This window comes from Duganella sp. BJB476 (assembly GCF_003416895.1).
Lineage (GTDB): Bacteria > Pseudomonadota > Gammaproteobacteria > Burkholderiales > Burkholderiaceae_D > Rugamonas.
The window spans coordinates 576,895-596,180 of the sequence record NZ_QVIO01000001.1 but is presented as its reverse complement, the minus strand read 5'-3'; the positions used below and the strand labels follow the sequence as shown (position 1 = coordinate 596,180).

Sequence of the window (19,286 nt, the reverse complement as noted above, 5' to 3'; positions counted from 1 at the left end):
GCGCAAGCGGCGCAGCTGTGTCGGCCACGCCACGCCGCTGCGCCGCGCTCAACGGCGCATCGTGCCGACCGCCACGCCGCTGTCGCGGATGATGCGCTCCAGCGCCTCGATGGCGGGCGCGGCCGGCGGCCGCTCCCATGCCAGCCGGCCGGCCGGCGGATCGCGCTGCGCCAGCACCGCCGTCAACAGCAGGGTGACGCCCGGCGCCAGCGTGGCGCGCAATTGCGGCACGCTGCTGCGCGGATTGATCAGGTTGGAATTGGGGACGGCCTCCAGCACCCGCCCGCTGCGCGCCACGCTGGAACCGAGGTCGCGGATGCCGGACAGGTCCTGGTCCGTGACCAGGCAGGCGCTGCCCTCGCCCTGCTGCGCCTGGCCATGCGGGCGGCGCTCGATGGCGAAGCCGCCCTCGGTGACGTGGCAGGAGACGGCGCTGCGGATGCGGTGCAGCCGGATATGCCACGGCGAAGCCGGCAACAGCCAGGTCTCGACCGTGATGTCCTCGTCGGGCGACCAGCGCGCATACAACAGCTGGTCGGCGATCATCGCCACCTGGTTGCCTTCGCGCACGCGGAAATGCACGCCGTCGCGGCTGAAGCCCAGCATGTTGTCGAAGCTGGCCGACTCGTACTGGTTGGCCACCGTTTCCACGTTGAAGCCGTAGTGCGCCGAGTAGGCGAATTTCGCATACTTCTCGGCGCCCATGCGCAGCCAGGATTTGATTTCCTCCTGGCCGCTGCACAGGGCGATGGCGTCGCCGGCCGGATGGAACAGCAGCATGCCCGGCTGCGGCAGCGTGGCGGGGCCGCGCTCGGCCGGCAGCGCCTGCTCCGGCGTGGTCCAGAACGGATGCTGCTCGGGCAGCGCCATGAAGGCAAACACCTTGAAGGCCCAGTACGGCGAGCCGGCCGAACTGTAGGTCTCGGTGGCTTGCTGGTTGGGGTAGGCAAAGCCCAGCGACAGCACGCCGTCGCGATGGGCGATCGGCTGCCGCGACCACCAGCGCAGGTGGCGCAGGATCATGCCCTTGAGCTCCCCCCACCCCATTGCCGGGGTCTCGGTCAAGGCCTGCGCCGACCAGTAGGCGGCGCAGGCGAAGCGGTAGGTCAGGCTGCGGCCGAACGGTATCACGGCGCCGTCGTCGGCGAACCAGTGCGCAAAGTGCGGCGCCAGTTCCGCCGCGCGCTGCCCGCAACGCTGGGCGCCGGGCAGGCCTGCGCCCAGCCGGCTGTACAGGGCGCCGTAGAAATTGAAGGCGAACGCCACATAGTGGTCTGCGCGCGGAAAGGCGCCGTCCTGATACCAGCCCTGGCCCAGGTAGAAGGCGCCGAGGGCTTGCTCGTACTGCGCCATCAGCGCCACATCGACCGGCTCGCCGACCGCGCGCAGGCCCAGGCCTATCATCAGGCGGAAGAACATCCAGTTGTTGCTGATGAAGCTGCGGCCATAGGCGTTCTGCAGATAGGCGGCGATGTTTTTCTTGGCGCGCGCCGATTGCGGCTGCCACAACAGGTGCGGAATCAGGCGCAGCGCAAAGCCGACGGCGGCCAGTTCCACCATGCGCTGGTCGCGGTCGGCGCAGGCTTCCCAGTATTCCGGGTGTTCCGGGTCGGTGCCGTTGGCCAGCCCGCGGCGCAGCAGGTCCCAGTCGACGAAGTCGGCGCCGCCGCCGGCCGCCAGCGGCGCCAGGCCCCACAGCGGCCGGGCAAAGCCCTCCAGGTCCACCGCCGCCTGGTCGAAGATGGTGGCCGACGGATCCAGCCGGACCCGCGCCCCGCCCTGCGAGTAATACGGCGTCAGCGGCAGATACAGGTCCTTGATGCCGCGCACCACATCGGCGCGCGTGCGCAGCGGATTGCCGGCCAGCGGATTGAAGGTCGGCGGCAATTGCGCGTGGCCGTTGATTTTCTGCTGCAGGGCGGCCAGTTCGGCGCGTCCCTGGTCCGGCGCGGCGGCCAGGGGCGCGGCCAGCGCGGACAGCGGCGTGGCCAGGCCCAGGCCGGCAAGCGAGCGCAACGCGCGGCGTCGTTCATTCATATCAGTCTCCAGTCACCGGGCGCCTTGATGGCCCGACAAAAGAAAGGCGGCCCGCCGGCCGCCCTTCCTAGTGCTACAGCTTACTTGAACGCCAGGTCCAGGCGCACACCGAAGTAACGGGTGTAGTCGCGCGGCGGAGTCCACGAGGTGGTGTTGACGATGGTGCTCGCCGTGCTATACGTCGGATTGGCCAGGGTGTTGGCCAGGTTGGCCGCATAGCGCTGGTCCAACAGATTGTTGACGAACAGGCTCAGTGTATAACGGCCGCCCTTGTCCTTGATGCCCAGGCCGAGGTTGGCGATGCCATACGCGCCCTGGATGGTGCCGGGATCCTGGTTCAGGCCGAACTGCGTTTCGCTCTGCCAGTGATAGCTGCCGTTGAGGAAACCGTCGAAGCTTTGGTCGGCCAATTTCAGCTCGTACTGCGCGCCAAGGTTGAGCTTGATCTTCGGCGCGTTCGGCAAGACCTTGCCCGACAGGTTCTGCACCTTGGTGTTGTTGAAGCGCGGGTCCACCGAGCAGGCCGCGTTCGGCACCGCCGCGCTGTGGTCGGCGTTCAGCACCGTGTAGCAGGGACCGTTCGGGAAGTCGCGGATCTTGGCGTCGACCAGGCCGATGGCGGCATTCAGCGACAGCTCGCGGCTGACCTTCATCATCGCATCGACTTCCAGGCCCTGGGTGCGCAGCGCGCCAATGCTGTGCAAGGTGGTGCGGAAGATGCCGTCGGCGTCGACCTCGCCGGCCGACTGCTGGAAGCCGGTGAAATCGGTGCGGAACAGCGCGAGGTTGACCAGCGCCCGGTTGTTCAGAAGGCTCAGCTTGGCGCCCAGCTCGTAGTTCTTGGCGTTCTCGCCAGGCACCGGCGGCAGCGCGGCGTTGGCGGCGCCGAAGCTGCTGGTCAGGTCGTAGGCGGCGCCCTTGTGGCCGGTCGAGACCAGGCCGTAGATCATGTGGTCCGGGGTGAGCTGGTGCTCCAGGCCGATGCGGCCCGTGACCTTGTTCTCGGTGTCGTCGCGTTGGTAGTATTCGGTCTGCACCCGGGCTGCCGGCGGCGGCGTGTAGCGGGTGTAGGTATAGCCGATCTTCTCGCGGTTGAAGCGCACGCCGGTCAGCAGGCTGGTCTTGTCCGTCATGCTCCACGACGACTGGCCGAACGCGGCGTAGCTGGTGTTGAAGGCGGTCGCTTCCCAGGCTGTGACGTAGGTGGTGATCGGGCCGCGGGTCAGCGCGCGCTGCAACTGGTTGTCGCCATACCACAGGCCGGCGACGTAGCGGAACGCGCCCTTGTCCGGCGAGGTCAGGCGCAGTTCCTGGCTGCGCGCCTGGGTGCCGAACTTGCCGTACTGCTGCAGGCCGCCGTGGAAGCCGGCCGGGGTTTCATACTGCACCACGTCGGTGGCCGTGCCGTCGCCGTCCTGCGAGTCGAACATGCTGTAGTTGGCGTACGAGGTGATCGAGCTGAGCGTGTAGTCGGCCAGCGCCGAACCTTCCTGGAAGGTGTAGTTCACCTTGACGCCCAGGCCGGCGTCGTGCGAGTTGCCGCCGTTCGGGAAGTCGTTGACGACGTCCACATTGGTCGACGAGAAGTTCACCCCCGGCAGCACCGTGGCGATCGGCAGCAGCGGATTTTTCTTGTAGTAGCCGCCCGGGCTGACCGAGGTGAACGGCATCACGCAGCAGGTATTCTTGGTGTCGTTGTAGCGCGGGCTGATCACGACGTCGAGGCCCTCGACCGGGGCCCAGTCGAATTTGCCGATCAGCGACTGGCCGGCGTTGCCGTTCAGATGGCTGCCGTCGTGCAGGTTGTTGACCAGGCCGTCGAAGTTGGTCTTGCTGGCGGCCAGGCGCATGCTGAGGGTGTCGCTGACCGAGCCGGTGACGGTGGCCGACAGGCGCGACTCCTTGTCGCTGCTGTAGTAGCCGCTGGTCTTGAACTGCATCGGGCCGCGGGTCGGCGCGGTGGTGATGTTGAGCGCGCCGGCGATCGCGCTCTTGCCGTACAGCGTGCTTTGCGGGCCTTTCAGCACCTCGATCCGGAACACGTCGGTCAAGTCCTTGAAGGCATTGGCCTGGATCGCCAGCGGGATATCGTCGACGATGACGGCCACGTCCGACTCGACCCCGATGCCGAACGAGAAGGTGCCGATGCCGCGCATATTGATGCTGTAGTTGCCCGGATGGCTGCTGTAGCTGACCGTCACCGCCGGCGACAGGTTGGGCAGGTCGTCGATGCCCTTGACGTTTTCGCGCTGCAGCGTGGCGTCGCTCAGCACCGTGATCGCGGCCGGCACGTCCTGCAGGTTCTGGGCCCGCTTATTGGCGGTCACCACCACCCGGTCCAGTTGCAGCTCGCTGCCCTGGGCGGGGGCCTGCTGCGCCAAGGCGTTGCCCGCCATGCCCAGCACCGCCAGTGCCACCGCGTAGCTCAGTGGACGCAGCGCCAATGGCGCGCCGTTGTCTTGTTGGTCTGCTCTCATCATATCTCCTCGTTTGAATAATATAAGAACTGCTTCCGATTTTTCTGACTTTCGGATTTCCCCATTGAATGAAACGCCTGGCGCCCCGCTCAAATTCTGTGCCACCGGCTATGTGAACGTTATCACACGCTGCCGAAAAAAAATGGACATGCCCGGCCCGCGCCGGGCATGTCCATTCAAGACCCCGCTGTCTTGCGGGATCGGGAGACGCGCGCCGCAGCCACCTGAGGGGCCGCGCCGGCCGATTCGCGTATCACCAGCTCGCTCGGGAACTCGATGCGCTGGCGCAGCCCCGGCTGCTGCTGGATGCGGCGCATCAATTCCTGCACCGCCGCCTGCGCCATCTGCGCGATCGGATGGCGCAGCGTGGTCAGGCGCGGCTGCACCAGGCTGGCCGCCTGCACATCGTCGAAGCCGACCAGCGAGATCTCGCCCGGCACCGCGACGTCGGCGGCGCGCAGCGCATTCATGCAGCCGATCGCCATTTCATCGTTGGCCGCGAAAATCGCCGTCGGCCGTTGGTCCAGCGCCAGCAGCGCCCGTCCCGCCTCCAGGCCGGACAGCTCGCTGAACGTGCCCTTCATCACCCAGCGTTCGTCGATCGCCAACCCGGCGTCGTGCATGGCCTGGCGATAGCCGCGCTCGCGTTCGGCGCTTTGTCCGCTGAAATGGGTGCCACGGATAAAGGCGATGCGCTGGTGGCCCAGACCGACCAGGCTGGCCACGGCATCGCGCGCACCGTTGTAATTGTCGCCCAACACCACCGGCAAGCTGGTCTCGCGGCGGCAGAAATTGACCAGCACGATAGGGCTGGGGCTCGCTTCCAGCGTGGCCAGGTAATCGTCGCTCATGCGCGGCAGCACGTAGATCAGGCCATCCCACAAGCCATGCAGCAAATCGCGGTGGCGGCGTCCGGCCTGCTGGTCGAGATCGTCGATCGAGTTGTAGATGAACATGTCCATCTGGTACTTGCGCACCTCCTCGGTCAGCGCCGAGACAAAGGCGTTGACCACCACCGAGGCCAGGTCGTTGACCACCACCCCGATCACATTGGTGCGCCCGCCCTTCATCATGCGCGCCAGCGTATTGGTGGCATAGCCCAGTTCGGCGACGGCGGCCTGCACCTTGGCGCGGGTGTCGTCGGACACATAGCCTTCGCCGGAAATGGCGCGCGAGGCCGTCATCACGGACACGCCAGCCTTTGCCGCCACTTGCACCAGGGTTACCGATTTCTGCTTCATACCGCCTCATCCGAGTGATTGACCGCCTTCAAAGCGATCATTTGTGTTAACGATACCAGCCACCTAGTCCGCCAGCAAGCCTTTTCCAGCGCCCGCACAAAAAAACCACAGGCGGCGCCATGTTGCAGGCCGCCCCGGCCGCTGTCAAGGCGCGTCCGGCAGACGGAAGCGCGCGCCCAGCGTGGCACCGGCCGTTCCGTCCAGCGCGATGCGCAGGCGCAGCGTAGGCGCCAGCGCCAGCACGCTGACGCCGGGGCTGGCCTCCAGCAGCGCGGCTACCGGCTGGGCCAGCTGCAATTCCAGCACCCCGCCGGCCCGCGCCGGATCGGCCAGCGCCAACTCCAGCTGGCCGCCGGCCTGGCGCAGCACCACCGCGACGCTGCCGCTGGCCTGCAGATAGGGCCGCCCGGCGCGCGGTGCGCTGCCGGCGCGCCACAAGTTGGCGGCATACACGCCGCGCGCCGGATCGGCCACGGCTGCCACCACCTCGTCATTGGCTTCAATGCGCAGCGCCGGCGCGGCCGCTTCCGCCGCCGTCTGTTGCGCGCTGGCGCCGGGCAGCAGCACGTAGGCATAACGCGCGGCGCGCGGCGCCGCGCCATGGGCGATGGCCAGGCTCTGGAACGGCGCCGCCAGCACGGCCGCGCTTTGCTGCTCATTCAGGTCGCGCCAGCTGCCGCGGCGCTCGCCCCGCTCGCTGCGCAGCGCGGCCCCTTGCGGAAACAGCATGCCCAGCGCGCTGCCTGCGGCCGGATCGGCCAGATGGGCCCAGCGTGCGCCGTCGGCGCCGCCGGTGGGCAATGCCACGCCGTCGACCAACAGCACGGCGCCGGCGGCGTCGCCCAGCCGGCGGTTCGCCACGATGGTCTCGACCCCGGCGGCGCTGGCGCGGATACCGGCGCCCAGCGCCACGATGCGCTGCCCCAGCAGGAACCACGACTTCTTGCCTTCCAGGTCGGAGCCGGTCACGCCGCGCAGGCTGAACGCCATGCCCAGCGCGGCATCCCGCCCCAGCGCCGCGCCGCCGACCCAGGCCTGATCGTTGCGATACGGGTGCCACTCCTGCGGCCGGCCGCTGCCGCTGTGATCGGTGGTGGTGCCGGGCAGCCGGCGCTGATCGACCATGGCCCAGTAGCCGTGGCCGTACTGGGACTGGTCGGCGTCGTACAGCGCCAGCACGCCCATGCCGCTCCACCAGCCTTGCAGGTTTTCGCCATTGCCGAATTCGAAGGCGCTGATGCGGGGCGAACTCATGCTCAACACCGCGGCAAAGCCGGCGCCCCGCAGCAGCGCCCGGTCCATGGCGGGATACACTAGCGCGCCCGGCGCTTCCGGCGCGGGCGGTATGCCGGAGTCCGCGCCTATCGCCTGCAGCAGCCCCAGCTCATACGGCGCCAGGCCGGCCACGCCCGGACCGCCCGGCGCGCCCAGATACGACGGGCCAAAGCTGTGGTCGCGCACCATCCAGCCCTTGAGGGCGGCGCGCAGCGCGGCCGCGTCTGCCGGCCCGGCCTGCTGCGCCAGGCTGGCCAGGCTGGCGATCACGCCGCGTCCGACCAGGTGGTCGCTCAGCTCGCTGGCCGACAGCTTGCGGCCGCGCAGCGCGTCCGGCATGGCGCCATCGATCAGCCACGGCGCGAAGGCGCTGCGGGCCCAGCGCAGCGCCTGGCCGGCGCCCGCATCGGACAAGGGCCAGGCCGAGCCGTCCAGCAGATACAGCAGCCGCGCCAGGTCGGCCAGCGCCACCGCGCCGTAGCTGCCGGTGTAGGCGATGTCGCCATGCTGGACAAAGGAACCGTCGCGGTAAAAGCCGTCGCCGTGATCGACGGCCCGCAGCGCGGCGCCGATGGCGTCGCGGCCGGCGCCGATGCGGGCGCCGTCGCGCGCCAGCATGCCGTGCAGGATGGCCAGCAAGGCCTTGTCGAGCCGGTTGGCGCCGGTTTCCTGCACCGGGCCGGGACGGCCGTCAGGCAGCGTGCGCCAGTTCGGATCGGGGACAAACCAGGCCACCGCGGCCAGCGTGCGCTGCGCCAGTTCGGGCGGCACGCGCCGGTCCAGCATGACCAGCGCATTCAGCAGATGCAGCGGGGCGCCGATTTGCCAGTCCCACCAATTACCCAGCGGCGCGCGGCCGGCACTGTAGTGCTGGCGCACCAGCCAGTCGAGCCCGGCCACGGCGGCCGCGCCCAACGCCGCATCGTGATAGGACGGCGTGCCGGGCGTGCCCCAGGCCAGCGCCATCTGCGCCAGCCGCGCCGCGTTGGTGGTGACGCAGGCCGACGCCAGCAAGCCCTGCGGATGCGCAAACCGGGCGGCGTCATCCCACAGCGGCAGCGCCGCCTGCGGGACGCGCATGCTGGCCAGCCACGCCTGGGCCTGGCGCGCCTGGGCCTGCAGCAGCGGCGCCACCAGCGCGTCGTCGCGCACCAGCGCCGGCCCGCCGTTCAGGCGCGCTTGCCAGCGCGCCAGCAGGTCGCCGTAGGGCTCGCCTGCGGTGGCGCTGGCCGTCACCAGGCTGGCGGCCAGCGCCACCGCTGTCATCCAGCGTTGCGGTCGCTTACGCATGGCGCCGGGCTTATGGCGAGACGCTGACGGCCAACGGCGCCGCCAGCCGCGCCGCGCGGTTGGCGACGTAGGCCTCCCACGCCGCCGCGTCCGGGAAATCGCCGCTCTTGCTCCAGCCGGCGCCCAGGTAATAGACCAGCGGCTGGCCCGGCGTGGCCGCCGCCAGCGCCAGATATTGCCCTTGCTGCGCGACGAAGCCGGTGGCGCCCGGCAGTACGATGGCGCAGGCGGCGTTGCCGTCGGCGCCGTGCTGCGGCTCCCAATAGCTCATCCAGCCACGCCGGTCTTCGCGATACTGGCCGGCGCCGTCGCGCCGGACCATGCCGACGCCCACCATCAACGGCGCCGCGCCCGGGCTGGCAAAGCGGCTTTCGATGCGGCTGAAATTGCTGCCGGCATCGATCGACACGCGCCGGGTTTCCTCGACCTGGCGGCCAGCCGCGTCCCAGGCCGGATAGCGCAATTCGAACACCGCCCGCAGCGGGCCGTCCGCCAGCACTTTCCAGCTGCTGTAGTTGCGCGAAACGTGCAGGCGCTGGCCGTCGTAGATGCCGAGCCCGCCACAGCCGCGGGTCTGGCCCACGTGGTAAAAGTCCAGGCCTTCGCCGCGATCGAGATGGTAGTCGCCGCGCCGGTACCACTCGTCCAGCACCAGCCGGTGCGCCGACTTGGACCAGACATCGACGCCGCTGCTGACCAGCATTTCACGCGGGTCGGTCATGATGGCCGGGCCGTACACGCGGTGCGCGGTGCGGTCGCTTTCCCAGGCGAAGTCGTCCATCCGCTCCGGCACGAAGCGGGCGTGGGCGCGCGCATCGACCGGCGGTTGGGCCGCCAGCCGGCTGCGCGGCAACAGCAGGTAGCGGCGCGTTTCACCCGGCGCCAGGTCGGCCTGGAACAACAGGCCGCGCTCGGTGGCCTGCACCGGCAGCACCCGCGCCGTCAGGCTGTCGACCAGCGCCATGTCGGCGCCCGCGCCCGGCACTTCCAGGCTCTCCTCCTGCCGACGCAAAGGGCCGGGGTTGGCGACCGCGACCTGCCGCACGCCGCCCTGCTCCAGGCCCATGCGGTAGATTTCGCCACCGGCCAGCAGGAAGCCGCCGACCGCGAACACATCGGTCGAGGCCGGATCAAAATGCTTGGGGTCCTGGCCGATCGGCTGCACATGCACCAGGCGGCCGTCGGCCTCGACGTGCGAGCTCAGCGCCTGCCAGGCGCGCTGCGCCACCGGGCCGTACACGGCGCGCGGCAGCAAGCCCTGGTTCACGCCCCAGGCCAGCGCATAGGTGTACAGCGCGGTGCCGCTGGTTTCGCGGTTCGGGTAGCTACCCGGGTCCAGCAGGCTAGCGCGCCACAGGCCGTCGGCCTGCTGCAGGCCGGCGATGCGTTCGGCCATGTCGCGGAATTGCGCCACAAAGCGCGGCCGCTCCGGATGGTTGTCGGGGATGTACTGCAGCATGCGCGCCAGCCCGCCCATGACCCAGCCGTTGCCGCGTCCCCAGAACACTTTCTTGCCATTGGCTTCGCGCTGCTGGAAGTAGCGGCTGTCGCGGAAATACAGGTGCTCGCTCTGGTCGTACAGGTAGTCCGAGGTTTTCCACCAGTGGCTGATCGCAAATTCCAGGTAGCGCGGATCGCCGGTGGCGGCGCTCAGGCGCGCCCAGGTCGGCGGCCCCATGAACAAGGCATCGCACCACGACCAGCGGTGCAGCACGCCCGGCACCAGGAAGTCGAGCGTGCCTTCGCGCGGCTCCGCCAACACCGCGTCGAACTGGCTGCGCATCGGCGCCAGCATGCGCGGATCGCGCACTTGCAGATACAGCTCGGCATAGGTCTGGCCGACCACCTGGTCATCGGCATGATAACGGCTCGGCCCCAGCTTCCAGCCGGCCTGCTCGCCCCGGGCCTGCATGGCGTCGCGGTATTTGCGCTGGCCCGAGATCCCGCTCAGCGCCATGAAGCCGGCGTCGCCCACGCCTTCGGTCCAGTCGTCGGCGGGATAGGTGGTGGGATGGGCCAGTTGCCAGTCGGCCACCCGCTCCATCATCGCCAGCACCGCCTGCGGGGCCGGCACGGCCGGCTGCACGGCGACGCTCGCGGCCGCGGCGGGCGGCAGCGCCGTGCCGGCTACGCCCAGCAGGCAAAGGCTGGCGCACAAGCTAGCCAGGGGGAAGGGAGCAAGTAAGCTGCGCGACATAAGCGATCCATCCAAGGTTAAAGGAACAAATGGGTCCGGCAGGTGTGCCGGCATCGAATAGGTTAACGATACCACATAAAAATCCGGGCCGACCCAGAAATTTTCATCCTGGCAGGGGCCGGAGGGCGTACCGGATGGCTAAATGCTTGAATTGGCTAGTAGTTTATGATAACGTTAACCTCATGACTTACATTTCCGTCCCCGCATGACCACATCCACCGCCGGCCAGGCCTCCGCACTGACACAGGCGCTGCGCCAGATCGACGCCCTGCTGCCCGACTTCGCGTCGTCCTTCCCGGGCGACACCACGGAGGGCCAGCACTACCAGCCGCGCCAACTCGACGGCCTGGCCGCCGGTGCCAATGTGGGCTGGACCACCGGCTTCTGGACCGGCCAGCTGTGGCTGGCGTACGCCGCCACCCGCGCGGAACGCTACAAACAGGCCGCCACCGTGCAAACGGCCAGCTTCATGCGGCGCCTGGCGCATCGTGACGATCTGGGCAACCACGACATCGGCTTCCTGTACCAGCTGAGCTGCATTCCGGCCGATGTGCTGGCCGCCGTGCCCGGCGCCCGCAAGTGTGCCATCGAGGCCGCCGAGTTGCTGCTGCAGCGCTTCCTGCCTGGCGCCGGCGTCATCCAATCGTGGGGCACGCCGGACGATCCGCAGCAGCGCGGCCGCGTGATCATCGACGGCGCCATGAACCTGCCGCTGCTGCACTGGGCGGCGCGGGCCACCGACCGCGCCGAGTTCCGCCACGCCGCCGCCAGCCACCTGGAGCGCATGCGCCAGCATCTGGTCCGGCCTGACGGCGCCACCTACCATACCGTGCACCTCGATCCGGTCGACGGTTCGGCGCTGCGCATCTCGACCCACCAGGGGCTGTCGGACCAATCGTGCTGGGCCCGCGGCCAAGCCTGGGCCATCTACGGCTTTGCCCTCAACCATCGCCAACTGCCGGAACTGAAATTGCTGCACACGGCAATCAAGACGGCCGATTACTTCCTCGCGCATTTACCTGCTGATGGCATCGCGCTGTGGGACCTCAGCCTGGCGCACGACAGCGGCGAGCCGCGCGACAGCTCGGCCGTCGCCATCGCCGTCTGCGGCCTGCAGGAGATTGTGGCGCAACTGGAACCCGGCAGTCCGCGCCAGCAGCACTACGCGCAGCAAGGCCAGCGCCTGCTCGATGCCCTCATCACCCACTGCGCCGGCGCCCGGCCCGCCTGCGACGGCTTGCTGCGGCACGGCGTGTATCACCGGCTGGCGGAGGCGGGAGTGGATGAGGCGACCCTGTGGGGCGATTACTATTACCTGGAAGCGCTGATGCGCGCAGAGCGAAACTGGACACCGTATTTCGCCTGAGGGATGCGGGATCGCTACGCGTGAATGCAAAAAAAGGGCAGCCACATCTGTGAGCTGCCCTTCTTCATATCCGGCGCGGAATAACTCAGCGCACGTCCAGCAATTCGACGTCGAAGATCAGGGTGGCGTTCGGCGGGATCGGGCCGGCGCCGTTTTCGCCGTAACCCATGGCGGCCGGCACGATCAGCGTGCGCTTGCCGCCGACCTTCATGCCCTTGACGCCCTCATCCCAGCCCGGGATGACGCGGCCGGCGCCCAGCGGGAAGCTGAACGGCTCGCGGCCGATCGAGGAATCGAACTGCGCGCCGTGCTGCGCCGGCGCACCCTGCAGGTACAGCCAGCCGGTGTAGTTGACGATGGCGGTCACGCCGGCCAATGCTTCCTTGCCGGTGCCGACCACCGTGTCGATCTTTTGCAAAGGGGTGGCGTCGGCCGCGGCGGTTTGCGGCGCCTTGGCGCGCTCGCAGCCGGCCAGGGCCAAGGTCAGGGTGAGGCCGATAACACAGGTGGACAGCAGTTGTTTCATCTTGTACTTTCGTTTGAAATGGAAAATCGGGAATGCATTAGGTTTCGGTATCGCAGATGCGGTCGCGCCCGGCGGACTTGGCCTGGTAGAGGCGCCGGTCGACCCGGTCCAGGAAGACGTTGCGGTCGTCTTGGGCGCCGGGCACGATGGTGCCGACACCCATGCTGACGGTGACCGCGCGGCCGACGCCGGAGCGGGCGTGCGGGATTTCCTTGTGCTGCAACAGTTTGCGGCAGCGCTCGGCCACATTGCGGGCGGCGTCCGCGTCGGTGGCCGGCAGCAGCAACACAAATTCCTCGCCGCCGAAGCGCGCGTCTTCGGCCTGCTTGCGCTCGGTGATGTCGAACATGAAGCCCACCAGCGCATCGACGCTGCCGTCCGCGCGCCGCACCACGTGCACCACATCGCGGATCCAGACATAGTCGCCATCGCGCGTCAGGGCGCGGTAGTCGGCTTCGTGGTCCACGCCCGCCAGGGGATGGCCCGGGTGGATTCCAGCAGGGTGCGATAAACGAGGGGATCGGCGTCGGCGACGGCTTCGGAGTCTGGATGCGGAGAGGTCATGAATCACGGGAATGAGCAGGGACGGCATCATTGTGCACTAAATGTGGCGACCTCATGCGGCTATCCCGTCAGTGTACGTATTTTGAACAGCTCGCGGGTGTATAGCAGACTCGTGGCGATATCATTTCGATTGATTCGTGCGCGGAAGTGCGGCCTCGGCAAGGGTGCGCAACGATTCCCGCGACACTCGCTTTAATCTTTCCCATTGGTCCGGACGGTAGACGCCATGCTGAATGCCAATCATGAGGATAACGCTGCTGCCATTTTTGACGGCGATGGTGCCATTATCACCTTCGAACCAGACGTGCGCCTCATCACCCAATCCCTTTAAGGCCTCTGCACTTTTGTCGCGTTGAATGTCTTTCAATATCATGCGATATTGCAACTCGGCACCCTGGTTTGAGCGGTAGATAGTGATGCCTACATTGGAAGGCAAGTCTATCCCGGTGTACACACAAGTCGAAAACGCTCCAGATGGGCTATTCATCGCTTCTCCTGGTTTCACCGCTTCACCAAGGGCTGCCTGGGCGTCGGCTTGATGGACAACTTCGCACGCTGTTTTGCCCTTTGTGGCAGCTGCGAGGCCTGGCACTTGGGCCAAGGCTCCCTGCGCATACAAGCTTCCCACCAAAGAAAGAGCGGTGGCAAGCGCCATCAACAGAACACTGCGCCAATTACGTCCTGGAAATAGAAAAATACCTCGGTTATGGTCTCGTGTGCCTGCTTGCGCATTTGCGCAGCTGACGAATCTTGTGGTCTCGAAAATGCGATCAATGTTCATTTGCGTTTCCTCTTCGATGTCGGAGAATTTAATTATGACATGCCATCCCTTGCGCCCCTAGACCTTATCCCGACTGCGCGTCACATAGGCCAACACCGGCATCAGCAGCAGTACCAGGGGAAGCTGCACCACCAAGCCGGAGATGATGGCGATCGCCAGCGGTTGCTGCATTTCCGAACCCTTGCCGAGCGCGAAAGCCAGCGGCAGCAAGGTCAGGATCGCCGCCAGCGTGGTCATCACAATCGGGCGCATGCGGTTGATGCCGGCTTCAACCAGCGCCTGCTCCATCGGCATGCTGCGCATCAGTTCCTGCTGCTCCGAGTAGTAAAAGATCGCCACCTCGGTCGCCATGCCGATGATCATGGTCATGCCCATCATTGCCGAGATGTTCAGTTCCGTGCGGCTGATCCACAGACCTGCGAACACCGCCGACACCGCCAGCAGCGCCGTCACCAGTATCGACAGTGCGATGCGGAAGCTTTCGTACATAAACAGCAGTAGCAGGAACACCAGCGCGGCTGCCGCTGCGAACACCATCAGCAAGCCCTGGAATGCGATCTGTTGCTGCTCGTAGAGTCCGCCCAGCGTGAAATACGCGCCGGCCGGCAGCGCGCCCGGCTGCGCCATCGCCTGCTTGACGTCGGCGATCACCGAGCCCAGGTCGCGCCCGCTGATACGCCCGGTCACGGCCACCATGCGCTTGAGGTTCTCGCGGGCGATCTGCGGCTGGCCGGTGACCGCCTTCATCGTCGCCACCCTTTGCAAGGGGAACAGGTGGCCGTCCGGCGCCCGTATCTGCAGCTGCAGCAGCGCCGTGTCCGTGCTTCGCAAGGTCTTGGGTATCCACAGGCGCAGGCCCACCATTTTCGAACCGGTGGCGACGCGGGTCGTGAGCACACCATTCAACATGGCGTCGACCGACTTGCTGATCGCATCGACATCGGTGCCCTCCTGTGCCGCCTTGGCCGGGTCGATGTGTATCAACAGCGCGTCGCCGGCCGGATTGATGCCGTTGCGGACATCGACCACGCCATCGATTTTCGCGATGCGCGCGGCGACTTGCTGCGCCGCGAGATTGAGTTGCTCGGACGTGTCGGCGAAAATCTTGATTTCAACCGGCTGCGGCACCGCCGTCAGGTCGCCGATCAGGTCTTCCATCAGCTGCGCCATTTCGATCGTCAGGCCGGGCACATCGCGCTCGACACGGCCGCGGATATCGTCCATCACCGCTTCGACCGGCCGGCGATTGGCCGCTTTCAGCCGGATGAAGAAATCGCCGCTGTTCGCTTCGTTCAGGCCGCCGCCCAGGCCCGTGCCGGTGCGACGCGAGTAGCTTTCCACGTCTGGCGTGTTGCGCACGATCTGCTCGACCTGGCGCAGCAGGCGGTCGGTTTCAGACAGCGCCGTGCCGGGCGGGCTGCGGTAATCCAGTACAAAGCCGCCCTCGTCCATCGCCGGCATGAAGCCCGAGCCGACCGCCCGGAACGCCAGCACGCCGGCAATCACCAGCAGCGCCACCGCCGGCAGCACCAGCAGCGGACGGAGGAACAGCGCCTGCAACATTCTGCGGTAATGCCGGTGCACCCATTGCAGCAGGCGCGATTCTGGATGCGGTTCGGCATCGCTCGCCTTGAGGAAGCGCTCGGCCAACAACGGAACCGCCAGCCATGTGAGCAGGAAGGAAATGAACAGGGCCGCCGCCATGGTCAGGGACAGCGCCTTGAAGAAGGCGCCGGTCACGCCGCTGAGGAAGGCCAGCGGTGCAAAGATCACCAGCGTCGAAGCGCTGGAGCCCGCCAGCGGACGGGTAAATTCGATCGCCGCCGAAATCACCCGTTCGTGCATGGCGCCCTGCCCGCCTTGCAACCGGCGCACGATATGCTCGATCATGACGATGGCATCGTCGATAATCAGCCCCACCGCCGCCGCCATGCCGCCCAGCGTCATGATGTTGAAGCTCATGCCCAGCACCGACAGCAGCAGCACCGTGCTGGCCAGCACCGCCGGCACCACCACCACCGCGATCAGCGTCACCTTGACGTTGCGCAGGAAGAGCAGCAGCACCAGCGCGGACAGGCCGATGCCGATCAGCACCGCATCGCGCACGCTGGTCGCCGATTCCGTCACCAGTTCGCTCTGGTCATACCAGCGGGCGAGATGCACGCCGGCCGGGATATTGTGCCGGTACTCCGCCAGCTTGGCCTTGACGTCGGCGGCGATCTGCACGCTGCTGCTGCCGGGCTGCTGGTACACCGAAAACAGCACGGCGTCGCGGCCGTCGGCGGTCACCCGCGTCCACTCCGGCGCCACCGCCTGCTCCACCGTGCCGACGTCGGCCAGCCTCACCATGGCGCCGGCGGCGTTGCGCAGCACGGTCTGGCGTATCTGCGCCAGGCTTTGCAGGCGGCTATCGGACATGACGAGGTACAGCTTGTAGTGATCCTCAAGCCGGCCGACCGCCGACAGGACATTGCTCGCCGCCAGCGTGCGCGCCACCTCGTCCAAAGTCAGGTCGTGCGCGCGCAGGCGGACCGGATCGACCGTCACGCGGTATTCCTCCAGCGCTCCGCCCATGGTCTGCACGCTGGACACGCCGTTGACGCTGGACAGCAAGGGCCGCAGCTGATATTCAGCCAGGTCGCGCAACTGCACCGGCGACAGCGTGCTGGACACCAGGCTATAGGCGATGATTGGAAACACGGTCGGATCCATGCGCCGCGTCGTCATCTGCGTGCCCGCCGGCAGCTGGCCCAGAATCTGGGCGATGGCGGCGTTGACTTCCAGCGTGGCGCCGGCCATGTCGCGCCCCCAATCGAAATTGATCGACACTTCCGCCGAGCCGCGGCTGGTGGTCGAACGCAGGTTGCGCACGCCCGGCACGCGCCGTACCGCCTCCTCCACCGGCCGCGTCACCAGCATTTCCATCTGTTCCGCCGGCTGGTCGCCCGCATCGAGCGACACCACGGCACGCGGGAACGAGATGGTCGGGAACAGCGACACCGGCAGATGGAAGGCCGCCACCATGCCCGCCATGGCCAGCATCAGCAGCAGGAACAGGATGGAACGACGGTGCGACTGGGCCCATGCCGCGACACTCATGGCGTGCTCCCGCGTACCACGTCGCCGTCTTTCAGTTCGTAATTCCCCAGCACCACCACCGGCAACGCCGCATCGAGCGCGCCTTCGACGCCGATGGTCCGCTCGGTCTCGACCAGCTTGCGCACCGCCACGCGACGCGCCCGGCCGTTCGCCACCTGGAACAGGTAAGCGCCCTGGTCGTCGACCAGCACCGCCTGGCGCGGCGCCGGCCATGCCGGACGGCTGCCCAGTTCAATCAAGCCCTGCAGATGGGTGCCGACCGGCATGCGCGCCTGCGCCGCGGCCGGCAGCAAGGCGATCGCGCCGGCCATCTGGGTCTTCGGATCGACCATGTTCTGTATCGAGGCAATGCTGCTCGTCACCGCCGGCGCACCCTCCTGAAGTGGCACGAGGGTGAGCTTCATGCCGGGTTTCAGCTCGGCGACCTGCGCGGGCTCAACCGCAAGCAGCACCTTCAACGCATCGGTGCGCCCGACCTGCACAATGGTGGCGCCGGCCGCCACGCGGTCGCCCTGCGCGACAGGGATGGCGACGACCACGCCGTCAGCCTGCGACGTCAGGTCGACCGAACCGTGGGCGCCGTTCAGGCGCGTCTGTGCCGCCAGCACGGCCTTCGCGTCGGCTACCGCCTTGCCGGCGCCATCCACCTGGGATTGCGTCGCCAGCTGCAAGGCCAGCAAATCCTGCTGACGCTTCAGCTCATGCCGGGCGAACTCCAGCGCACTGCTCGCCTGTTCATAGGCCGCCAAGGCATTCGGATCGCTAGACAGCACGGCGAGCAAGTCGCCACGGTGCACAGCCTGGCCGGGAACGACAGCCATCCGCGTTACTTGTCCGGCCTGGGGCAGGCTCTCCGACTCGACCTTGCCGGCGGCGATGTCGCCGAACACGTTCATGGTCAAGGGCATGGGCTGCATGCTGATCTTGACGGTTTGCACCAGTACGCTGGCGCCACCGGCCTCGTCGCCGCCGGCCGCCGCGCTGGCGGCGCCAGGGTGCGCATACCACCAGGCGCCGCCAGCGGCCAAAGCCAGCAGCAGCGCAGCGGCGATCAAATTCTTTCGGGTCATGGTTGAGCACTTTCAAGGTTGGTGATATCGATGCCGAGCACGGTGCGCAAGCCGATCCGCTGTTCCAGCAGCGCTTGTTGCAAGGCGATGCGTTCCAGCTGCTTGGCCAGCAGCGCCGAGCGCGCCAGGGCATAAGCCAGCACATCGGCATCGCCGGCGCGGAAGGCCTGGTCGCTGCGCGCCAGCACATGGGCCAGCTGCTGCACGTCGGCGTCCAGCCTGGCGGCCTGCGCCAGGTTGAGCGCCTGTTCAGTCAGGATGCGCTGGACATCGCTGCGCGCGGCCTGCACCCGCACCTGGTATTCGTCGTAAGCCTTTTGACGGGTGGCTTGCTCGATCGCGATGTTGCCGCGATTGCGATTCAGGAATGGCAGCGACATGCTGATGCCGATACCGCTCGAATAGACGTTGCTGGAGTCGCGCGCGCGCGTGAAGCCGAGGCTCAATGCGGGAAACTGTGCCAACAGCGCGCCGCGATAGCGCTGGTCTTGCGCCTGATACGCAGCCTGCAGCGCGCGCAGGTCGGGGCGCCGCTGGGGCATATCGGCCAGCGCCGACTGCACCAGCGTCGCATCCACGGCGCCAGCATCGCTGTCCGGCTGGAGCACCAGGACGGTATCGGCCGCCAATCCCAGCAAGGCGTTCAGTTCGTGCGCGGCCTGGTTTTGCAACTTACTCAGCTCAAACAACTGGCGGTCCACGTCCTGTAGCGCCGTCAGATTGGGGGCGACGGCATCGCTGTTCACCAAGCCGCTGTCGAGCGCCTGGCGAGTGCGCGCATAACGGTCGGCGAACACCTGGCGCGTATCGTTCAAGACGGCCATCTGTTTGCGGCCCTGCACAAGCTTGACGAACAGCAGTTGCGCCTGCGAGGCTACCTGCCATTCCTGCCACAGCAATGTGAGATCGGTTTTGGCGGCATCGTTGTCGGCGGCGCGATGGAGCGCGCCATGCGTCAACAGGCTGGTGATGTCATAGTTCAGGCCGGCGCTGAAGGCCTTGGTGGCTCCCGTCCCGCCGCTGTTGGACAGGTCGCTGCTGAGGGAAAACTGCGGATCGGGCAGCAAGCCTACAGAGAACGATTGCGCGTGCGCGATCGCCGCGTCATCGCGCACCAGCCGCAAATCAGGATTGTTGACCACGGCCAGCATGGCCACTTCGACGATATCGAGGCCATCGTCGGGATCAAAGCGGTGCGCCGCCATCGGCGGAAACGGCAAGCTACGCGTATCGACCACCAACCTGGCCGGTTTGCCTTCTTGTAGCGTCAACGGCTGGTAGCTTGAGCAGGCAGTCACCAGTGCGCCAGCCAGCAGCAGGCAGGGCCGCAGCAGTGAAGTTTTTAGTGCCGGTAACATAAGCG

11 protein-coding genes and 1 pseudogene are annotated in these 19,286 nt (G+C 67.2%); 1 reads left to right on the top strand and 11 read right to left on the bottom strand.

Going from position 1 to position 19,286, the window contains the following annotated elements; all coding sequences use genetic code 11:
• Positions 1-48: 48 nt before the first annotated feature.
• The 5 genes from D0T21_RS02685 to D0T21_RS02665 form a co-directional block, all read right to left on the bottom strand.
• Positions 49-2,037: a DUF2264 domain-containing protein gene (locus D0T21_RS02685; protein ID WP_116988284.1), complete on the bottom strand. Its 1,989-nt coding sequence runs from the start codon at positions 2,035-2,037 to the stop codon at positions 49-51.
• Between the two features lie 80 nt (positions 2,038-2,117).
• On the bottom strand, positions 2,118-4,514 hold the full coding sequence (locus D0T21_RS02680) for a TonB-dependent receptor (RefSeq protein ID WP_147328018.1): 2,397 nt from the start codon (positions 4,512-4,514) through the stop codon (positions 2,118-2,120).
• 176 nt (positions 4,515-4,690) lie between these two features.
• Positions 4,691-5,755, bottom strand: coding sequence for a LacI family DNA-binding transcriptional regulator (locus D0T21_RS02675; protein ID WP_116988282.1), 1,065 nt, complete (start codon positions 5,753-5,755; stop codon positions 4,691-4,693).
• Between the two features lie 144 nt (positions 5,756-5,899).
• A complete protein-coding gene (locus tag D0T21_RS02670; protein WP_116988281.1) occupies positions 5,900-8,320 on the bottom strand; it encodes a polysaccharide lyase 8 family protein in 2,421 nt (806 codons plus the stop codon).
• Between the two features lie 10 nt (positions 8,321-8,330).
• Complete coding sequence (locus D0T21_RS02665; RefSeq protein WP_158567949.1) at positions 8,331-10,517, bottom strand: glycoside hydrolase family 88 protein; 2,187 nt, start codon at positions 10,515-10,517, stop codon at positions 8,331-8,333.
• A 205-nt stretch (positions 10,518-10,722) separates the two neighbouring features.
• Between D0T21_RS02665 and D0T21_RS02660 the strand changes: the two genes are divergently transcribed.
• Positions 10,723-11,883 (top strand): glycoside hydrolase family 88 protein, encoded by a 1,161-nt coding sequence (locus tag D0T21_RS02660; RefSeq protein ID WP_116988279.1) that lies wholly within the window; start codon positions 10,723-10,725, stop codon positions 11,881-11,883.
• 85 nt (positions 11,884-11,968) lie between these two features.
• Here D0T21_RS02660 and D0T21_RS02655 read toward each other — a convergent pair whose 3' ends face one another.
• The 6 genes and pseudogenes from D0T21_RS02655 to D0T21_RS02630 all read right to left on the bottom strand — a co-directional run bounded on the left by D0T21_RS02655 (position 11,969) and on the right by D0T21_RS02630 (position 19,281).
• The gene (locus tag D0T21_RS02655; RefSeq protein WP_199538387.1) at positions 11,969-12,409 is read right to left on the bottom strand and encodes an FKBP-type peptidyl-prolyl cis-trans isomerase; all 441 of its coding nucleotides are present in this window, start codon (positions 12,407-12,409) and stop codon (positions 11,969-11,971) included.
• Between the two features lie 37 nt (positions 12,410-12,446).
• Positions 12,447-12,881, bottom strand: a pseudogene (locus D0T21_RS02650) (diguanylate cyclase domain-containing protein); the annotation flags it as partial.
• A gap of 213 nt (positions 12,882-13,094) precedes the next feature.
• Complete coding sequence (locus tag D0T21_RS31550; RefSeq protein WP_147328016.1) at positions 13,095-13,754, bottom strand: hypothetical protein; 660 nt, start codon at positions 13,752-13,754, stop codon at positions 13,095-13,097.
• Between the two features lie 57 nt (positions 13,755-13,811).
• Positions 13,812-16,853: an efflux RND transporter permease subunit gene (locus D0T21_RS02640; protein WP_116994262.1), complete on the bottom strand. Its 3,042-nt coding sequence runs from the start codon at positions 16,851-16,853 to the stop codon at positions 13,812-13,814.
• Positions 16,850-17,923, bottom strand: coding sequence for an efflux RND transporter periplasmic adaptor subunit (locus tag D0T21_RS02635; RefSeq protein ID WP_116988276.1), 1,074 nt, complete (start codon positions 17,921-17,923; stop codon positions 16,850-16,852). The genes D0T21_RS02640 and D0T21_RS02635 overlap by 4 nt, the downstream gene beginning before the upstream one ends.
• On the bottom strand, positions 17,920-19,281 hold the full coding sequence (locus tag D0T21_RS02630) for a TolC family protein (protein ID WP_116988275.1): 1,362 nt from the start codon (positions 19,279-19,281) through the stop codon (positions 17,920-17,922). The genes D0T21_RS02635 and D0T21_RS02630 overlap by 4 nt, the downstream gene beginning before the upstream one ends.
• Positions 19,282-19,286 lie beyond the last annotated feature (5 nt).

What these genes read in the sequence shown, in the direction of transcription:
- D0T21_RS02660 (WP_116988279.1), top strand. Translation starts at nt 10,723, where the DNA reads ATGACCACATCCACCGCCGGCCAGGCCTCCGCACTGACACAGGCGCTG.
- D0T21_RS31550 (WP_147328016.1), bottom strand. Translation starts at nt 13,754, where the DNA reads ATGAACATTGATCGCATTTTCGAGACCACAAGATTCGTCAGCTGCGCA.
- D0T21_RS02665 (WP_158567949.1), bottom strand. Translation starts at nt 10,517, where the DNA reads ATGTCGCGCAGCTTACTTGCTCCCTTCCCCCTGGCTAGCTTGTGCGCC.
- D0T21_RS02685 (WP_116988284.1), bottom strand. Translation starts at nt 2,037, where the DNA reads ATGAATGAACGACGCCGCGCGTTGCGCTCGCTTGCCGGCCTGGGCCTG.
- D0T21_RS02670 (WP_116988281.1), bottom strand. Translation starts at nt 8,320, where the DNA reads ATGCGTAAGCGACCGCAACGCTGGATGACAGCGGTGGCGCTGGCCGCC.
- D0T21_RS02635 (WP_116988276.1), bottom strand. Translation starts at nt 17,923, where the DNA reads ATGACCCGAAAGAATTTGATCGCCGCTGCGCTGCTGCTGGCTTTGGCC.
- D0T21_RS02655 (WP_199538387.1), bottom strand. Translation starts at nt 12,409, where the DNA reads ATGAAACAACTGCTGTCCACCTGTGTTATCGGCCTCACCCTGACCTTG.
- D0T21_RS02680 (WP_147328018.1), bottom strand. Translation starts at nt 4,514, where the DNA reads ATGAGAGCAGACCAACAAGACAACGGCGCGCCATTGGCGCTGCGTCCA.
- D0T21_RS02640 (WP_116994262.1), bottom strand. Translation starts at nt 16,853, where the DNA reads ATGAGTGTCGCGGCATGGGCCCAGTCGCACCGTCGTTCCATCCTGTTC.
- D0T21_RS02630 (WP_116988275.1), bottom strand. Translation starts at nt 19,281, where the DNA reads ATGTTACCGGCACTAAAAACTTCACTGCTGCGGCCCTGCCTGCTGCTG.
- D0T21_RS02675 (WP_116988282.1), bottom strand. Translation starts at nt 5,755, where the DNA reads ATGAAGCAGAAATCGGTAACCCTGGTGCAAGTGGCGGCAAAGGCTGGC.